General features: G+C 75.7%; 9 protein-coding genes and 1 pseudogene. 3 read left to right on the top strand and 7 right to left on the bottom strand.

Annotated elements, in window-relative coordinates:
* Positions 1 to 34 precede the first annotated feature (34 nt).
* From AC07VC_RS07610 to AC07VC_RS07635, 6 genes are all read right to left on the bottom strand, one after another.
* Positions 35 to 6,010, bottom strand: coding sequence for an Ig-like domain-containing protein (locus tag AC07VC_RS07610; protein ID WP_494676249.1), 5,976 nt, complete (start codon positions 6,008 to 6,010; stop codon positions 35 to 37).
* Positions 6,007 to 7,578, bottom strand: coding sequence for a serine/threonine-protein kinase (locus AC07VC_RS07615; RefSeq protein WP_494676250.1), 1,572 nt, complete (start codon positions 7,576 to 7,578; stop codon positions 6,007 to 6,009). The genes AC07VC_RS07610 and AC07VC_RS07615 overlap by 4 nt, the downstream gene beginning before the upstream one ends.
* A 156-nt stretch (positions 7,579 to 7,734) precedes the next feature.
* Entirely contained in the window at positions 7,735 to 9,060 is a 1,326-nt protein-coding gene (locus tag AC07VC_RS07620; protein ID WP_494676251.1) for a citrate synthase, read from the bottom strand.
* Between the two features lie 160 nt (positions 9,061 to 9,220).
* A complete protein-coding gene (gene dapC, locus AC07VC_RS07625; RefSeq protein ID WP_494676252.1) occupies positions 9,221 to 10,333 on the bottom strand; it encodes a succinyldiaminopimelate transaminase in 1,113 nt (370 codons plus the stop codon).
* A 5-nt stretch (positions 10,334 to 10,338) separates the two neighbouring features.
* A complete protein-coding gene (gene fdxA / locus AC07VC_RS07630) occupies positions 10,339 to 10,659 on the bottom strand; it encodes a ferredoxin (RefSeq protein ID WP_094116300.1) in 321 nt (106 codons plus the stop codon).
* A 39-nt stretch (positions 10,660 to 10,698) separates the two neighbouring features.
* Positions 10,699 to 12,066, bottom strand: coding sequence for a PIG-L family deacetylase (locus AC07VC_RS07635; RefSeq protein ID WP_494676253.1), 1,368 nt, complete (start codon positions 12,064 to 12,066; stop codon positions 10,699 to 10,701).
* A gap of 178 nt (positions 12,067 to 12,244) precedes the next feature.
* Between AC07VC_RS07635 and efeU the strand changes: the two genes are divergently transcribed.
* From efeU to efeB, 3 genes are all read left to right on the top strand, one after another.
* On the top strand, positions 12,245 to 13,150 hold the full coding sequence (gene efeU, locus AC07VC_RS07640; RefSeq protein ID WP_494676254.1) for an iron uptake transporter permease EfeU: 906 nt from the start codon (positions 12,245 to 12,247) through the stop codon (positions 13,148 to 13,150).
* A gap of 146 nt (positions 13,151 to 13,296) precedes the next feature.
* A complete protein-coding gene (gene efeO, locus AC07VC_RS07645; protein ID WP_494676255.1) occupies positions 13,297 to 14,505 on the top strand; it encodes an iron uptake system protein EfeO in 1,209 nt (402 codons plus the stop codon).
* Positions 14,505 to 15,857, top strand: coding sequence for an iron uptake transporter deferrochelatase/peroxidase subunit (gene efeB, locus AC07VC_RS07650; RefSeq protein ID WP_494676256.1), 1,353 nt, complete (start codon positions 14,505 to 14,507; stop codon positions 15,855 to 15,857). The genes efeO and efeB overlap by 1 nt, the downstream gene beginning before the upstream one ends.
* Here the strand turns inward: efeB and AC07VC_RS07655 are convergent.
* Positions 15,827 to 16,162, bottom strand: a pseudogene (locus tag AC07VC_RS07655) (VOC family protein); the annotation flags it as partial. The gene efeB and the pseudogene AC07VC_RS07655 sit on opposite strands and share 31 nt — an antisense overlap.
* Positions 16,163 to 16,299: the final 137 nt, after the last annotated feature.

A 16,299-nucleotide genomic window follows, 5' to 3' on the forward strand; every position in this document is an offset into this window, starting at 1 on the left:
GCCGTCTCCGGCGTGCGGGCCGCGGGTCCGGCCGTCATCCGCGGTGGGCGTACGTGTACAGGGTGCCCGAGTTGGCGGTCACGCGCACCTCGAGGATCCGCTCGCCGGTCGCGGGGATCGCGCAGGAGCCGGCGGCACCGGACGACGCGTCGGTCCAGGCGCCCTGGCCGCCGCAGCGCAGCTCGCTCCGCGCGTAGCCGCCGCCCGCCCCGACGCGCGCGCCGGGGCCCGCCGCCGTGGGGGTGGAGGTCCAGGAGACGGTAGTGCCGCCCGCCGCGTCGGTCGCGAACTGCACTTCGCCCGCGCGGGCGTCCACGGCGGTGCCGGCGTCGACCGGATCCGACCAGCCGCTCGAGCGCGGCCGGCCGTCGCCGCTGTCCTCGACGACGCGCACCTGGATGCTCGCGCCGACGCCCGTGCGCGGCAGCGTGAGGGCCTGCCCGACGCCGACGGGCACGCCGTCGCCCTGCCCGTCGACGCGGTAGAGGAGCTGCGCGGAGGCCTGGGCGTTCCCCGGGCGGTAGCGCGCGTCGGCGAGGACCGCGCGGAATACGCCGTCGCTGCCCCGGTCGCGGTCCGGCAGGGAGACGGTCACGACGGGCGTGGAGGGCGCGGTGCGCGGCGTGAGCTGGCCGGCCTCGACGACCGTGCAGCCCTGGCTGTTGGCCGCGAGCACGGCGAAGGCGACCGGCTGGTCCGGGGCGAGGCCCGTGAACACGTGGCTGGTGGCGGCGCCCACGTCGACCGCGGGGCCGTGCTCGGGCGACCACGGCGACGCGCCCTCGGTCGCGACGGTGCAGCCGGGCGCGGACCCGGGGGCGTACGCGGCCACGAGGTAGCGGATCCCGTCGACGCCCGGACCCTGGAACGCGGGCCACGACACCGTGACGCGCGTCTCGTCGCCCGCGTCGGGGGTGGCGGTGGGCGCGCCGGTGGCGGTCGGCGCCGCGCGCGGCGTGCCCGTGGCGGTGGCGGCGAGCCACGCGGACGCGTCCTGCACCTGCGCGCTGTTGCGGGCCGCGACGGAGACCGCGACGGGCACCTCGGGGACGAGCGACGGGTCCCGGACCTCCACGCTCGTGGCGTCGGCGGCGACCTGGCGCGTGACGCCGCCCACGGTCACGACGTGCTGGGTGACGGGGCTCGACGAGGACGGCACCGCGGAGGGCTGCCAGGAGACGCGCAGCCCGTCGACGAGCGGCTCGGTCGTCAGGCCGGCGGGCGCCGCCGGGAGGACGTCCGACCAGAGCCCGGCCAGGGACACGGGATCGGACGCCCCGACGCCGTTCACCGCCTGGACCTCGACCTCCACGGCGTCCGACGGGCCGTTGCCGGGCGTCGGGACCGTGCAGGTGGTCGACGGGCAGGTGATGGTCGCGGTCGCGGTCCCGCCGCGGAGGACGCGCACCTGGTACCCGGTGATGGGCGAGCCGTTGAACGCGCCCGGCTCGAACGCCACCGTGAGGGAGCGGTCGGCGAAGCCCGAGGCGCGGAGGGCCGAGACGGGTCCCGGCCGGTCCTGCACGCTGATGACGACCGTGCCGAACGCGGCGCGGCCCGGGTCGCCGGTGGCGTCGCGCACCTCGTACTGCACGCGGACGTCGCCCGGCGCGGCGTCGGCCGACGCGGAGACCGCGAGCGTCGCGCGGTCGGCGGAGGGCGTGACGGTGACGCCCTCCGGGAGGCTCGCGCCGTCGGCGCCGCGGATGGACGCGACCGTCAGCGGGGTGCCCGGGAACGGGTTCCCGGCCTGGTCGTTGGCGAGCACGTCGATGACGGTGGTGGATCCGCGCGTCACCGACCCCACGTCGGTCGCGGGCTGCGGGAGCGGGCGCGTCGAGGGCACGACCCGGAGGTCCACGCGGCCCGCCCGGCCGGTCTGCGTCGCGTCGCGGACGCTCACGGGGAACGACGCGGCCCGGCCCGTCGCGACGCCCTCCTCGGCGGAGATGCGCAGCGTGCCGCCGTCGACCGTCGCGCGGAACCCGTCGGCGACCATGCCCTCGACCGCGAACGACAGCTGACCGCGGTCGTCCTGGTACGGGTAGGTGGTGAGGCGGCCGAGGTCGACGTCCTTCGACTGGCCGGGCTCCAGGTCGATGACCGCGCCCGTGAACACGGGCGGCTGGTTCTCGGTGGGCGTCACGGTGATCGGCAGCACGAGCGCGGCGGTGCGCCCGCCGTCGGCGCCGGATCCGTCGGTCACCGTGAAGGAGATCGCCGCCGGTCCGAAGTACCCGGGCTCGCTCCGGTACGCGATGGTGTCCTCGTCCACGAGCTCCACCGGCCCGTCCGCGTGCGTGGCCGAGAGGGAGTTCGGGTCGGCGATGCGCACCGCGCGGCCCCCGGCCGCGACCACCTGGTCCTCCAGGTCCACCACGAGCCGCTCGCCGCTCGGGACGGTGGGCCGGGGCTGGCCGACGCGCAGCTGCGGCAGGGTGTCCTCGAAGCCGGGCACCCAGATGAACGCGGTGGCGGAGATCGACGGGTCGTCCGGCTGCGCCACCGTGAACGGCACGATGCGGCGCTCGTCGCCGACCTCGACCCGGATCCGGCCGTCCGCGGTCACGCTCGCCACGTCCTCGTAGCCCGCGCCGACGCCCAGCACGAGCGCCGACACGTCGCCCTCCGCCGAGAACACGCTGCGCATGACGTCGACGTCGACGCTCGACCGGTCGAGCACGTCGGAGAGCTGCAGCACGGTGTCGCGGGCGACGGGGCGCGTGGGCGGCGCGGCGGGATCCACGATCACGGTGAGGAACGCCTCGTCGGTGCCGCCGCGCGCGTTCCGCACCCCGTAGACGAAGCCGTAGCGGCCGGCGGCATCGGGGGCGACGACGCGGACCGTGTCGCCGTCGAGCCCCGCGACGAGGCCCGCCTCCTGCGGCTGCACCGACACGAGCGAGAGGGCGCCGCCGTCGGGATCCGTGTCGTTCGCGAGCACCTGCACGCGGAGGACGCGGCCCGGGCGGACGGTCACGGTGTCGGCCGTCGCGACCGGGTTCCGCGCGCCCTCGACGCGGGGGCTGATGCCCACGCGGACGGTGCCGGTCGCGCGCGCGCCCAGCCCGTCGACCACGGCGTACGCGAACGCGTCGGTGCCGGTGGAGTAGTCGCCCGCCTGGTAGTCGATCCAGTCCGGCCCCACCTCGGTGACCTGGCCCTTCTCGGGACCGGTGTCCTGCCCGAGGAGGCGCACGGAGTCGCCGTCGGGGTCGATGCCGGTGAGCGGCACGGGGATCCGCACGGTCTCCCCCGCCAGCACGCGCGCGGTGAGCGGCCGCGGCACGGGCGCGGCGTTGGTCGCGACGTCGGCCTCGCGCACGGAGACGGTGAGGGTCGCGGTCGCCCACTGGCCGTCGGGCGCGACCGCGCGGTAGACGGCCGTGTAGTCGCCCGTGCGGTCGGGGGCGAGGTAGCGGAGCCGGTCCTCGCTCGCGAAGAGGAGGCCGGCGCCCTCGGGGAGCGGGTCGACGAGCACGGGGTCGAGGCGCAGCCGGTCGCCGTCGGGCTGCTCGTCGTTCGCGAGCACGGGGATGTCGACCGCGTCGCCCACGCGCACGGCCACGCGGTCGTCGGTCGCGACGGGCGGCTGGCGCACGGCGGGCTCGGGCACCTCGATGACGGTGATGACGCCCGTCGCCTCCGCGACGCCGTTGCTCACCCGGTACTCGACGTCCACCGGCCCGTCGAGCGGACGCGTGAGGCTGATCCGCACGAGCCGCTGCCCGACGACCTCCGCGCGCACGCCCACGGCGTCGCCCGGCGAGGCCGCGTCGGTGATCACGAGCACCCCGCCCGCGGGGTCGAAGTCGGTCGCGAGGACGTCCACGTCCGTCGCCTGCAGCGCCCGCACGAACACGGTGTGCGGCACGGTGACGGGACGGCCGTCGGACGCGGGCGCGCCGCGCACCTCCACGCGCACGACGCCGGTCGCGGTGGTCTGCCCGTCGGTCACCGTGTACTCGAGCAGGTGCGTGCCCGCCTGGCCGCCCTGCAGGCGGAAGGTGCCGGCCTCGAGGTCGGGCGTGATCACCACGCCGGCGCGCGCGGGCACGGCGGCCAGGCGGATCGCCCCATTCCCTCCGCGCGCGTGCGTGAGCGGCTCCACGGTGATCTCCCGCCCGAGCGACGCCTGCACCACGAAGCCCTCGGCCACGAGCGGCACGTCGCCGGCGCGGCGCACGGTGACGACGAGCTCGCCGGATCCCTCCTCGCGCCCGTCGGACACCTGCAGCGCGACGGTGCGGGTGTCGCCCCCGGCCCCCGCGTCCGTGTAGACGACGCGGCCCTCGGGCTTCCAGCTCACGGCGTCGGGCGCGGCGACGCTGGCGCGCGTCAGGTACATCGGGTCGCCGTCGGGGTCGTACCAGCCGCCCAGCACGTCCGTCTGCAGGCGAGCGCCCTCGGCGACCGTGCCGGTGGCGGGCTGCGCCTGCACGGGCGGCGCGTTCTCCTCGGCGGTGCGCACGGCGACGCGCACGTCGGCGGTGGCGGTGCCGCCGCGCCCGTCGCTGATCACGTAGGAGAACCGCACGGTGCCGGACGCGGAGGGGGCGAGCGCCAGCTGGAGCCCCTGGCCCTCGTCCACGACGTCGACCACGCCGACCTCCGCGTCGACGGGCGTCACGGAGTCGATCACGAGCACGTCGCCGTTGGGGTCGTGGTCGTTGAGGAGCACGGGCAGCGCGGTCGTCCGCCCGGGACGGGCACCGAGCTCGTCGTCGACGGCGACGGGCGGCTGCTGCACGCGGTCCATCTCGGGCGGGGTGTCCGCGGTGTTCTGCTCCACGACGGTGTCGGAGCGGTCGCGGTCGATGAGGTCCGACCAGTTGTCGATGAGGCCCGCGCCCTGCTGGACCGCCCACGCCGCCCCGCCGCGCACGTCGTTGAGCACGACGCGCGCGCCGTCCACGAGGAAGCGGAGGGATGCCTGCGCGGGCATGGACGCGAGCGCGGCGGTGGTGCCGGCGGCGCCGGGGCAGCGCTGCCACCCGGAGCCGTCCGTCCAGCCCGCGTGCTCGCAGCCGTCGACGCGCACGGGCCGCGCGGGATCGCCGCGGCCGCCGCCGGGCACGACGACGGGGTCGCCGCCCGCGACGGGCACCTCCACGAGCCCGCCCGTGTGCGCGATCAGCACGCTGGATCCGTCCCCGGACGCGCGCTGCAGGGCGACGCGGGCGTCCGCCGCGACGGCGCCCGAGAGGTCGACCGTGCGCCCGTCGACGAGCAGCGCCCGGGCATCGGCGTCGTAGAGGGCCCAGTGTCCGTCGACGGCCGTGAGCGCGAGCCGCTGCCCCGCGGGGCGACCGGCGTCGCCCGCGGCGACCGTCTCGCCCGCGAGCGCGGTGGCGGGATCGGCGGCCGGGTCGCCCGCGGCCTCCTCGGCCGCCGCGGGCGCGCCCACGCGGCCCACGTCCACGGTCTCCTGCACGGTGTCGTCCGTGGCGGCCGGGATGCGCGACAGCGTCCCCGTCGCCGCGGAGTACACGAGCAGCGTCCCGTCGTCGCCCATGGACGCCACCGCGTCGGCGCCGAGCATGAGCGTGGGGGCGCCGGCCGCGTCGAAGGCGGAGAGGCCGGCGACGGGCACGAGCCACAGCTGGCCGGTGGCGGGCACGAGGATCGCGGCGCGGGATCCCGCGAGCATGACCTCGGCGCCCGCGGGCAGCGGCGCGGTGTCCACGACCTCGCTCGTCGCGTCGTCCACCACGTCGAGGCGGGAGCTCCCGCGGTCGGCGAGCAGCACGGTGGATCCGGCCTGGAGCACGTCGATGTCCTCGCTGCGCGAGTCGACGACGCTGTCGAGCTCGAGCACGGAGGTGTTCGCGCGGCCGATGGCCTGCTGCGCGGAGTTCACGACCCACACGGACCCGTCGTCGAGGTCGACGCGCTGCGCGTCGTAGCCGTCGCTGACGAGCGCGAACCCCGTGAGGAGGGCGAGCACGACGGCGCCGCCCGTGACGGTCGTCGCCGCCTGGCGGTGGCGGCGGATCCAGTCCCGGATCATCGCGGCAGCTCCGCGCACTTCTCGGTCGACGCCTCCCCGGCGATGCCGTCGCGCGTGACCGTCACGCGGATGCACGCGCGGTCTCCCGCGCCGGCGGCGCCCGTGGCCACCCGGAAGGTGGTGTCGCGCTGCGTGCTCGGCAGCCCGCCGTCGCGGACCACCTGGTACGCGTCGTCGGCGCCGAGCCCGGGGTCGCGCCAGGAGAACAGGACGCCGTCGGCCGTGCCGGACGCCTGGATCTCGCCCACGACGGGGATGTCGCCGGGCGCCGTCCCCCCGCCGGTGCCGCCGAGCAGCACCCCGACGAGCACGCTCGCGACGACCGCGCCGGAGGCGGCCGCGATGAGCGCGATGCGGTGCCGCGCGAGGAAGCCGGGCCGGCCCGCGACGGAGTGCCGCCCGGGGACGGACGCGCCCACCGGCCCGGATCCGGAGCGGCCGAGGGTCGTCGAGACGGATCCCGCGCGCACCGGGTCGGAGGCGGAGGCCGTGGCCACGGCGCCGGATCGGGCGACGGCGCCGGGCCGCGCCCCGGGGCCGGTCGCGCGGGCCGACGACGGGGCCGCCCTCCGCCGCGCGCGGCGCACGCCGGCCGTGCCGCGGGGGCCCGTCGTGCCGGGATCCACCTGCACGATGCCGCGCACGCGCGTGGGGTCGTCGTCCTCGTCGACGCCCGCGGCGACGGCGGACGCCCACTCCTCGCTCGCGACCTCGAGCGGCGTCTGCGCGAGCCGCAGCTCCGCCTCCACGGCCTGCAGCTCGCGCACGAACGCGAGCGCCGACTCGGGGCGCGCCGCCGGCTGCCGGGACATGGCGCGGCGGAGCACCAGCTCGAGCCGCTCCGGCACGTCGGCGCGGCCGGTCGGCAGCGGACGCGCCCGCTGGATCCGGGCCACGAGGTCCGCAGGGGCGTTCTGCCCGCCCGGCACCTCGAAGGGGCTCCGCCCGGCGAGCAGCGAGTACACCGTCGCGGCGAGCGACCAGACCTCGCTCCGGACGGTGCCGGGGCTCTCGTCGGCCAGCACCTCGGGCGCCGACCACGGGATGGAGAGGCCCACGGCGTCGGTCGCGGCGGCGTCCTCGAGGGTCGACGCGATGCCGAAGTCGCTGAGCACCGGGTGCCCGAAGGCCGTGGTGAGGATGTTGGCGGGCTTGATGTCGCGGTGGAGCACGCCCGCACGGTGGGCGGTCTCCACGGCGCTCGCGATGCGGATCCCGACGCGCAGCACCTCGGCGACGCCCAGCGGCTCGCGCCGGTACCGGTCGCTGAGGCTCGACGAGCAGAGCTCCATGACGAGGTACGGGCGCCCGTCGGCGGCGACGCTCGCCTGGTGCACGGTGAGCACGGACGGGTGCGCGCTCAGCTGCGCCATGAGGTCGGCCTCCGCGCGGAACATGGCGCGGAGGCGGTCGGTCACGATCTCCGCGAGCATGACCTTCACCGCGACCTGGCGGCGCGGCATGTCCTGCTCGTAGAGGAAGACGTCGGCGAAGCCGCCGCTGCCGAGGACCGTCACGTACGTGAATCCCGGCAGCACCGGCGGGGACGACGGCAGGCGTCTGGCCATGGCCCCCTCTTCGGGTCGGGACCGACGGCAGGGGCTGTTGCGGGCGGCGGGTGGAACGCAGGTGTTCGATGAGTCTAGGTCGCCGATCCGCGCGGGTACACGGATCGGCGCCCTGCGGACGCCCCCTCTTCGGGAGCGCCCGTCGTGCGGGCGGGGCTAGTCGCGCGGGGGCAGGTCGCGCGCCGGCTGCCCGATGTAGAGCTGCTGCGGGCGGCCGATCTTGGTGGCCTGGTCCTCGTTCATCTCGCGCCAGTGCGCGATCCAGCCGGGGAGCCGGCCGATGGTGAACAGCGCCGTGAACATGCGGGTGGGGAAGCCCATCGCCTTGTAGATGACGCCCGTGTAGAAGTCCACGTTCGGGTACAGCTTCCGCTCGATGAAGTAGTCGTCCGCGAGAGCGACCGCCTCGAGCTCCTTGGCGATGTCGAGCAGCGGGTCCTGGATGCCGAGGGCCTCCAGCACCTCGTCGGCGCTCTCCTTCACGAGGCGGGCGCGCGGGTCGAAGTTCTTGTAGACGCGGTGCCCGAAGCCCATGAGGCGGACGCCGTCCTCCTTGTTCTTCACGCGCTCCACGTAGCGGTCGACGCCCTCGCCGGAGTCGCGGATGCGGCCGAGCATCGCGAGCACGGCCTCGTTCGCGCCGCCATGCAGCGGGCCGAAGAGCGCGCCGATGCCCGCGGAGACGGAGGAGAACATGTTCGCCTCGGTCGATCCGACGAGCCGCACGGTCGACGTCGACGCGTTCTGCTCGTGGTCCTCGTGCAGGATCAGCAGCCGCTCGAGCGCGCGGCTGACCACGGGGTCCACCTCGTACGCTTCCGCGTTGTTGCCGAAGTTCAAGCGGAGGAAGTTGTCGACGAACGACAGCGAGTTGTCCGGGTAGAGGAACGCCTGGCCGATGCTCTTCTTGTGCGCGTACGCCGCGATGACCGGCAGCTTCGCGAGCAGGCGCAGGGTCGAGATCTCGACCTGCTCGGGGTCGTGGACGCTCAGCGAGTCCTCGTAGTAGGTGGAGAGCGCCGACACGGCGCTGGAGAGCACCGACATGGGGTGCGCGTTGGTGGGCAGGGCGCGGAACAGGCCCTTGAAGTCCTCGTGCAAGAGCGTGTGGCGGCGGATGTCGTCCTCGAACTTCGCGAGCTCGTCGGCCGAGGGCAGCTCGCCGTGGATGAGGAGCCAGGCCACCTCGAGGTAGCTCGACTGGCGCGCGAGCTGCTCGATCGGGTAGCCGCGGTAGCGGAGGATGCCCTGCTCGCCGTCGATGTACGTGATGGCCGAGCGGGTCGACGCGGTGTTGACGAAGCCGTTGTCGAGGGTGGTGAGCCCGGTCTTCCGGGTGAGCGTCGAGATGTCGATGCTGGAGGCCCCGTCGACCGCCGGGAGGATGGGGAACTCCACCCGGCCGCCCGGATACGTCAGCGTCGCGGTCGGCTCCTCCGCCGCCTGGGGCTTCTGGTCCGCCTGCTGCCCGCCATCGGTCACGGCGCCTCCTCGAGTCATGTGTCGGATCGGTCGGACCGATCCGCGCCGTGAGCGCTCATGGCGCCGTCGCGACGCCGGGTCCGAACCGACTACAGCCTAAAGGGCCGACCGGGACACTGTCGCCTCCGCCAGCATCCGGGGCGTTCCGTTGGAGGTCGTGCTACGCGGGAGGAGCGGAGCGGAGCCGCGCCGCCGCCGCCTCGATGCGCTCGTCCGTGGCCGTGAGGGACAGCCGCAGGTGCTCGGGCGACGCGTCGCCGTAGAAGGGGCCGGGGCCCGCGAGGATCCCGAGGTCGGCGAGCTCCGCGATGCCCTCCCAGGCGTCCCGGCCGCGCGTCGCCCAGAGGTACAGGCCCGCCTCGCTGCGGTCGATGCGCCAGCCGGCGTCGACGAGCGCGGGCAGGAGCACCCCGCGGCGCGCGCGGTAGAGCTCGCGCTGCGCCCGCACGTGCGCGTCGTCGCCGAGCGCGACCGTCATGGCGTGCTGCAGCGGCGCGGGCGGGAGGAGCCCCGCGTGCTTGCGGACGCGGATCAGGCGGGCGATGAGCTCGCGGTCGCCCGCGACGAGCGCGGCGCGGTAGCCCGCGAGGTTCGACTGCTTGCTCAGCGAGTAGAGCGCGAGGACGCCTGTGTGGTCCTCGCCGACGACGCGCGCGTCGAGGATCGAGGGCGTCGGGCCCTCGGCCCACTCCCCCTCCCAGCCGAGCTCGGCGTAGCACTCGTCGCTCGCGATGACGGCGCCGAGCTCCCGTGCGCGGGCGACCGCGGCCCGCAGCTCCTCCACGCCGAGCACGCGGCCGTCGGGGTTGCCGGGCGAGTTCAGCCAGACGAGGCGGGTGCCCTCGGGCCAGTCGGCGGGGTCGTCGGCCGGGACGCTGTCGGCCCCCGCGAGGGCGGCGCCGATGGCGTAGGTGGGGTACGCGACCCGCGGGTGCACGACCGCGTCGCCCTGGCCGAGGCCGAGCATGAACGGCAGCCAGGCCACCATCTCCTTCGACCCGATGGTCGGCAGCACCTGGTCGGTGCCGAGCGTCGCGCCGCGGCGCCGCGCGCTCCAGGCGACCATCGCGTCCCGCAGCTCGGGCGTGCCGACCGTGGTCGGGTACGCGTGCGCGTCGGTCGCCCAGGCGAGCGCGTCGCGGATGAGCGTCGGCGTCGGGTCGACGGGCGAGCCGATGCTGAGGTCGACGATCCCGTCGGGGTGACGCCGCGCCCGCTCGGCGTAGGGCGCCATCAGGTCCCAGGGGTAGTCGGGGAGCTCGCCGAGGGCCATGCGCGTCAGCCGGCCTGGGGCGGGAGGGCGGCGATGACGGGGTGGTCGGAGTGCGTCACGCCGATCTTGGTGGCGCCGCCGGGCGAGCCCATCTCGGCGAAGAACTCGACGTTGGCGGTGTAGTAGTCCGACCACTTCTCCGGCAGGTCGTCCTCGTAGTAGATCGCCTCGACCGGGCACACCGGCTCGCAGGCCCCGCAGTCGACGCACTCGTCCGGGTGGATGTAGAGCGACCGCTCGCCCTCGTAGATGCAGTCCACCGGGCACTCGTCGATGCAGGCGCGGTCCTTGACGTCGACACAGGGCAGGGCGATGACGTAGGTCATTCGGGCGGTCCTTCCGGGAGCGGTGCGGCCCGATCGAGTCTACGCGGAGCGGGAGCCGGCCCCTGCCGGGGCGGCGTCGCCGGGGCCGGCGCCGGGATCGCCGTCCGGGCCCGCGCCGGTGCCGGGCGCGCGCGACGAGAACCGCGGCCACACCACGACGGCGGCGACGAGGAGCGCGGGCGCGAGCGACCACACCTGGCTCAGCCCGTCGTCGGGGAAGAGCACGGATCCGCTCGGGCCGCGCGTGCCGAGCACGGCGACCGCGGCCACGGTGCCGAGCCCGAGGCAGAGCGCGTGCAGCCGGTCGACGAGGAGCAGGCGGAACGCGACCAGCAGGCAGGCGAGCGTCACCAGGGCGAGCACGAGCCCGACGGGCAGCGCGACGCCGCCGACGGGCAGCGTCGCGCGGTGCGCGGCCGTGCCGACCGCGCCCACGAGCACGCCGAGCGCGAGCGCGGCGATCGCCGTGCCGATGCGCTGGGCGCCGCGCGGGGGCCGGGGGGCGCCGTCGTCGGGCGCGCGGCCGGCGGGGCGGTGGATCCGGAACATCTCGACCGCCGACACCGGGGCGCCGACGCCGTGCGACAGCGCGAACTGGTCGCCGTCGACGACGGTCTGGGTGCGGTGCGCGGCGACCGCGCGGATCTTGCGGTCGAGCACCTCGGAGGCGTCCACGACGACGTCGACCGCGTCGTCCGGCAGCACCAGGGCACCGGCGGGATCCGGGTCCGGCGCGGGGAACCGGCCGCGCGCGGCGACGGCCTCGTGCGCCGCGCGGGCCGACGTCGCCGTCGTGGTGACGAGGTAGGCGGGGATCCCGGCCTCCTCGGCGGCCCAGGTCGCGATCCCGTGCGTGCGCACGTGGTCCGGGTGGCCGTAGCCGCCGTGGTCGTCGTAGGTGATGACGCTCGTCGCGTCGACGTCGGCGATGACCGCGAGCACGTCGCGCGCCTCGTCCGCCTCGTCCCCGGCGCACAGCGAGTCGGGGTCGAGCGGCTGCAGGGCGACGGGCACGCCGTCGGCGCCCCACTGCATCCCGGAGTCGACGTAGCGGCGCGGCGCGAGGCCCTGCCAGCGCGCGTCCGCGTCGCCGAGGAAGCGGTGGTCCTCGACCCCGAGGGCGGCCATGGCCTCGGCGAGCTCCGTCTCGCGGTGGTCGGCGAGCGCCGGGAGGTCGCCCTCGAGGTGCCGCAGCTCCGCCGGGATGACCTCGCCGCGCTCCCCCCGCGTGCAGGTGAGCACGGTGACGGGCACGCCGTCGCGGACGAGCCGCGCGATGGTGCCGCCCGTGACGATGCTCTCGTCGTCGGGGTGCGCGTGCACGAGGAGGACGTGCTCGTGCTCGGTGCGGGCGGTGCGGGCGGTGCGGGCGGCCCGATCGGGGCGTCGGGACGTGCCGGAGCTCATCGGGCGATCCTATCCGCGCCCGGGAGGCGGCTCCCTGGGCGGGCGGCATGGGGACGCCGACTGGACGCACCCCCGCCCTCGCGCTACTGTGCACGAGGTAAGGCAAGCCTCACCTACATTTCCCCACCACGAGCAATAGGACGCGCTCCCCCGCGTCCGCCGCCGGAGAGGCGCACGCGTGTTCGCGAACTACCTGATCGGCCTGCGCGAGGGCCTCGAGGCCGCGCTGGTCGTCACCATCCTCATCGCCTACGTCGTCAAGATCGGCCGTCGCGACGTGCTCGGCCGCCTCTGGCTCGGCGTCGCGCTCGCGGTCCTCCTCGCGCTGTCCGTCGGCGCGGTCCTCACCTACGGCGCCTACGGGCTCACCTTCGAGGCGCAGGAGGCGATCGGCGGCTCCCTGTCCATCGTCGCCACGGGCCTCGTCACGTGGATGGTGTTCTGGATGCTCCGCACCGCGAAGGACATGCGCTCCGAGCTGCAGGGCGCCGTCGACCGCGCCATCGCGGGCGCCGCGTGGGGCCTCGTCGCCGTCGCGTTCCTCGCGGTCGGACGCGAGGGCATCGAGACTGCCCTGTTCCTCTGGTCGGCCGTCCAGGCCACCGGCGAGACCACGATGCCGCTGGTGGGCGCGGGGCTCGGCCTCCTCACGGCGGTGGCGCTCGGCTGGCTCGTGTACCGCGGGGTCCTCCGCATCGACCTCGCGCGCTTCTTCACCTGGACCGGCGCGCTCCTCATCGTCGTGGCGGGCGGCGTGCTCGCGTACGGCGTGCACGACCTCCAGGAGGCCGGCATCCTGCCGGGGCTCGGCGCGCTCGCATTCGACGTGTCCGGCGCCGTGCCGCCCGGGTCCTGGTACGGCACCCTCCTCAAGGGCACCGTCAACTTCTCCCCCGCCACCACCTGGCTCGAGGCGATCGCGTGGGTCCTGTACGTCGTGCCGACGCTCACCGCGTACCTCGCGCTGTCGCGGCGCGGGCGGGGCGCCCGACCCGCCGCCGCGCCGTCCGCGCCGTCCGTGGCGACCGAGACCGCGCCGGCCGCGGCCGCGCCGACCGCCGTCGACGCCCCGGTCGCCCGCTGATCCGCGGCGCCCACAGCGCCCCGCACCCCGAGCCGTCCGCCCCCTCCCCCCCGCACCGCCCATCACGCTCCGCCCGCTCCCCCTCCGCTCCCCCGCTCCGATCCATCCACCGCCCGGCCCCGCCGGCCCGCTCCCCCCGAGGACCCATGAAGCGCTCGACCCTCCCCGCCGCCGCCCTGCTCGCCGGCGCCGCACTCGCCCTCAGCGGCTGCGTCGCCAACGCCCCGGCCGGAGCCGCCGGCGACGGCGCCGCCGCGGACTCCGGCGCGACGCGGCTCACGGTCGACAGCTCGGCCGACGCGTGCACCGTGTCCGCCGCGACCGCGCCGAGCGGCACCGTGTCGTTCCACGTCACGAACTCCACCGACCAGGTCACCGAGTTCTACCTCCTCGCCGAGGACGGCCTGCGCATCGTCGGCGAGGTCGAGAACGTGAGCCCCGGCATCGAGCGCGACCTCGTGCTCACGGCTCAGCCCGGCGACTACTACACGGTCTGCAAGCCCGGCATGGTCGGCGACGGCGTCGGCCGCGCGCCCTTCACCGTGACGGGCGAGCAGGTGGCGCTCGCGGGCGACGCCGAGCAGCAGGGCCAGGAGGCCGCCGCGGCCTACCTCGCCTACGTGAAGGACCAGGTCGGCAAGCTCCTCCCCGCCACCCAGGAGTTCGCGGACGCCTACCTCGCGGGCGACGACGACCGGGCGCGCGCCCTGTACCCCACCAGCCGCGCCTACTACGAGCGCGTCGAGCCGGTCGCGGAGTCGTTCGGCGACCTCGACCCCGAGATCGACTTCCGCGAGGCCGACGTGGAGCCGGGCACCGAGTGGACGGGATGGCACCGCATCGAGAAGGACCTGTGGCAGCCAGCCCCCGACGCGAACGGCGGTGACGTCTACGTGCCGCTCAGCACCGCCGACCGCGCCCGCTTCGCCCAGGAGCTCACGGCCGACACGCAGCGCCTCTACGACGCGGTGCACGCCGAGGACTTCTCCATCGACATCTCCACCGTCTCCAACGGGGCCGTCGGCCTCATGGACGAGGTCGCCACGGGCAAGATCACCGGCGAGGAGGAGATCTGGTCCCACACGGACCTCTGGGACTTCCAGGCCAACCTCGAGGGCGCGCGCGTCGCGTACGAGGGCGTCCGCGACATCGTGGAGCCGAAGGACCCGGAGCTCGTCGCCACGCTCGACGCCCGGTTCGCCTCCCTCGAGCAGGACCTCGCCGCCTACGGCTCCCTCGAGCAGGGCTTCACCACGTACGACCAGCTCACGACGGAGCAGGTCAAGGGCCTCGCCGACGGCGTCAACGCCCTCTCCGAGCCGCTGTCGAAGCTGACCGGGGCGCTCGTCGGCTGATGACGCACCACGACGCCGCGGCCCCCTCCGCACCCGCTCCCGAGGCCCACGCCGCGCCCGACGCCGCACCGGGCCCCCGGTCGGCAGGCATCTCCCGCCGGGGGATCCTCGGGCTCCTCGGCGCGGGTGCGCTCGGCGGGGGCCTCGTCGGGGCGGCGGGCGGCGTCATGGCCGACCGCGCCTTCGCGGGCGCCCGGCAGGCGGCGGGCGGCGCCACGTACCCGTTCCACGGCGCGCACCAGGCTGGCATCACCACGCCCGCCCAGGACCGCCTGCACTTCGCGTCCTTCGACGTCGCCGACATCGACCGCGCGGGCCTCGTCTCCCTCCTCGAGGACTGGAGCGCCGCGGCCGCGCGCATGACGGCGGGTGGATCCGCGGGAGCGCTCGGCGCGGTCGACGGCCCCTACGACGCCCCGCCGGACGACACCGGCGAGGCGCTCGATCTGCCGCCGTCGGGCCTCACGATCACCTTCGGCCTCGGCCCGTCGCTCTTCACGACAGCCGAGGGCGTCGACCGCTTCGGCATCGCCGACCGTCGTCCCGCGGCGCTGGTCGACCTGCCGCGCTTCCCCGGCGAGGCGCTCGTCCCCCAGGCGACCGGCGGCGACCTCTGCATCCAGGCGTGCAGCGACGACCCGCAGGTCGCGGTCCACGCCGTCCGGAACCTGTCCCGCATCGCGTTCGGCCGGGCGTCCATCCGCTGGTCGCAGCTCGGCTTCGGGCGGACGTCCTCCACGAGCCGCGCCCAGGTCACCCCGCGGAACCTCTTCGGGTTCAAGGACGGCACCGCGAACGTCAAGTCCGAGGACACCCGCCAGGTCGAGGACCACGTCTGGGCCGACGCCGGATCCGCGCCCGCCGAGGCGTGGATGCGGGGCGGCTCCTACCTCGTCGCCCGCCGCATCCGCATGACCATCGAGACCTGGGACCGGGCGTCGCTCCGCGAGCAGGAGCGCGTGGTCGGCCGCACGAAGGGCTCGGGCGCCCCGCTGAGCGGCGGCACCGAGTTCACCCCGCCCGACTTCCACGCCACGGGCCGGGCGGACGCGCCGCTCATCGACGCGGCGTCGCACGTGCGGCTGGCGCACCCGGACGCCAACGGCGGCGCGGTGCTCCTCCGCCGCGGCTACAACTTCGTCGACGGCAACGACGACCTCGGCCGTCTGAACGCGGGCCTGTTCTTCCTCGCGTTCCAGCGCGACCCGCGGACGCAGTTCATCCCCGTGCAGCAGAGCCTCTCCCGCGACGCGATGAACGAGTACCTGCGTCACGTCGGCAGCGGGATCTGGGCGGTGCCGCCGGGTGCCACGCGCGACGGCTACGTGGGCGAGACGCTCTTCGCCTCCTGACCGGCCGCGCGGGGCTCCTCGGCCCGGTCGCCCGCGTCCACGACGCAGGACCGCGTCCCCTCGGGATCCTCGAGGATCACGTAGTCCGCGTCGGCCGGTCGCCCCGACCAGTCGACGACGCGGGCTCCGAGCGCGACGAGTCGGCGGACCTCCGCCTCCTGATCGTCGGCGTACAGGTCGAGGTGGATGCGCGGGGGCAACGCGCGATCCGACGGGTGGACGTCCAGCCACGCGTTCGGAGCACGGCCGTCCCGGGAGCGGAGCAGCACGAAGTCGTCGTCCGCCGGCTCGCGGACCTGGTAGTCGAGCGCACGAGATCAGGACCGGGTCTGTGCGGGGAGGTCGTGCACGCGGATGACGACGGAGCCGTCGGAGCCGTCGGAGCCGTCGGAGCCGTCGGAGCCGTCGGAGCCGTCGGAGCCGTCGGAGCCGTCGGAGCCGT

It is taken from the genome of Clavibacter sp. GW821-FHT01D01 (assembly GCF_059422605.1).

Bases quoted from the DNA above. Each gene is read 5' to 3' on its own strand.
- AC07VC_RS07610 (WP_494676249.1), bottom strand. From the start codon at position 6,010: ATGATCCGGGACTGGATCCGCCGCCACCGCCAGGCGGCGACGACCGTC.
- AC07VC_RS07615 (WP_494676250.1), bottom strand. From the start codon at position 7,578: ATGGCCAGACGCCTGCCGTCGTCCCCGCCGGTGCTGCCGGGATTCACG.
- dapC (WP_494676252.1), bottom strand. From the start codon at position 10,333: ATGGCCCTCGGCGAGCTCCCCGACTACCCCTGGGACCTGATGGCGCCC.
- fdxA (WP_094116300.1), bottom strand. From the start codon at position 10,659: ATGACCTACGTCATCGCCCTGCCCTGTGTCGACGTCAAGGACCGCGCC.
- AC07VC_RS07635 (WP_494676253.1), bottom strand. From the start codon at position 12,066: ATGAGCTCCGGCACGTCCCGACGCCCCGATCGGGCCGCCCGCACCGCC.
- efeO (WP_494676255.1), top strand. From the start codon at position 13,297: ATGAAGCGCTCGACCCTCCCCGCCGCCGCCCTGCTCGCCGGCGCCGCA.
- efeB (WP_494676256.1), top strand. From the start codon at position 14,505: ATGACGCACCACGACGCCGCGGCCCCCTCCGCACCCGCTCCCGAGGCC.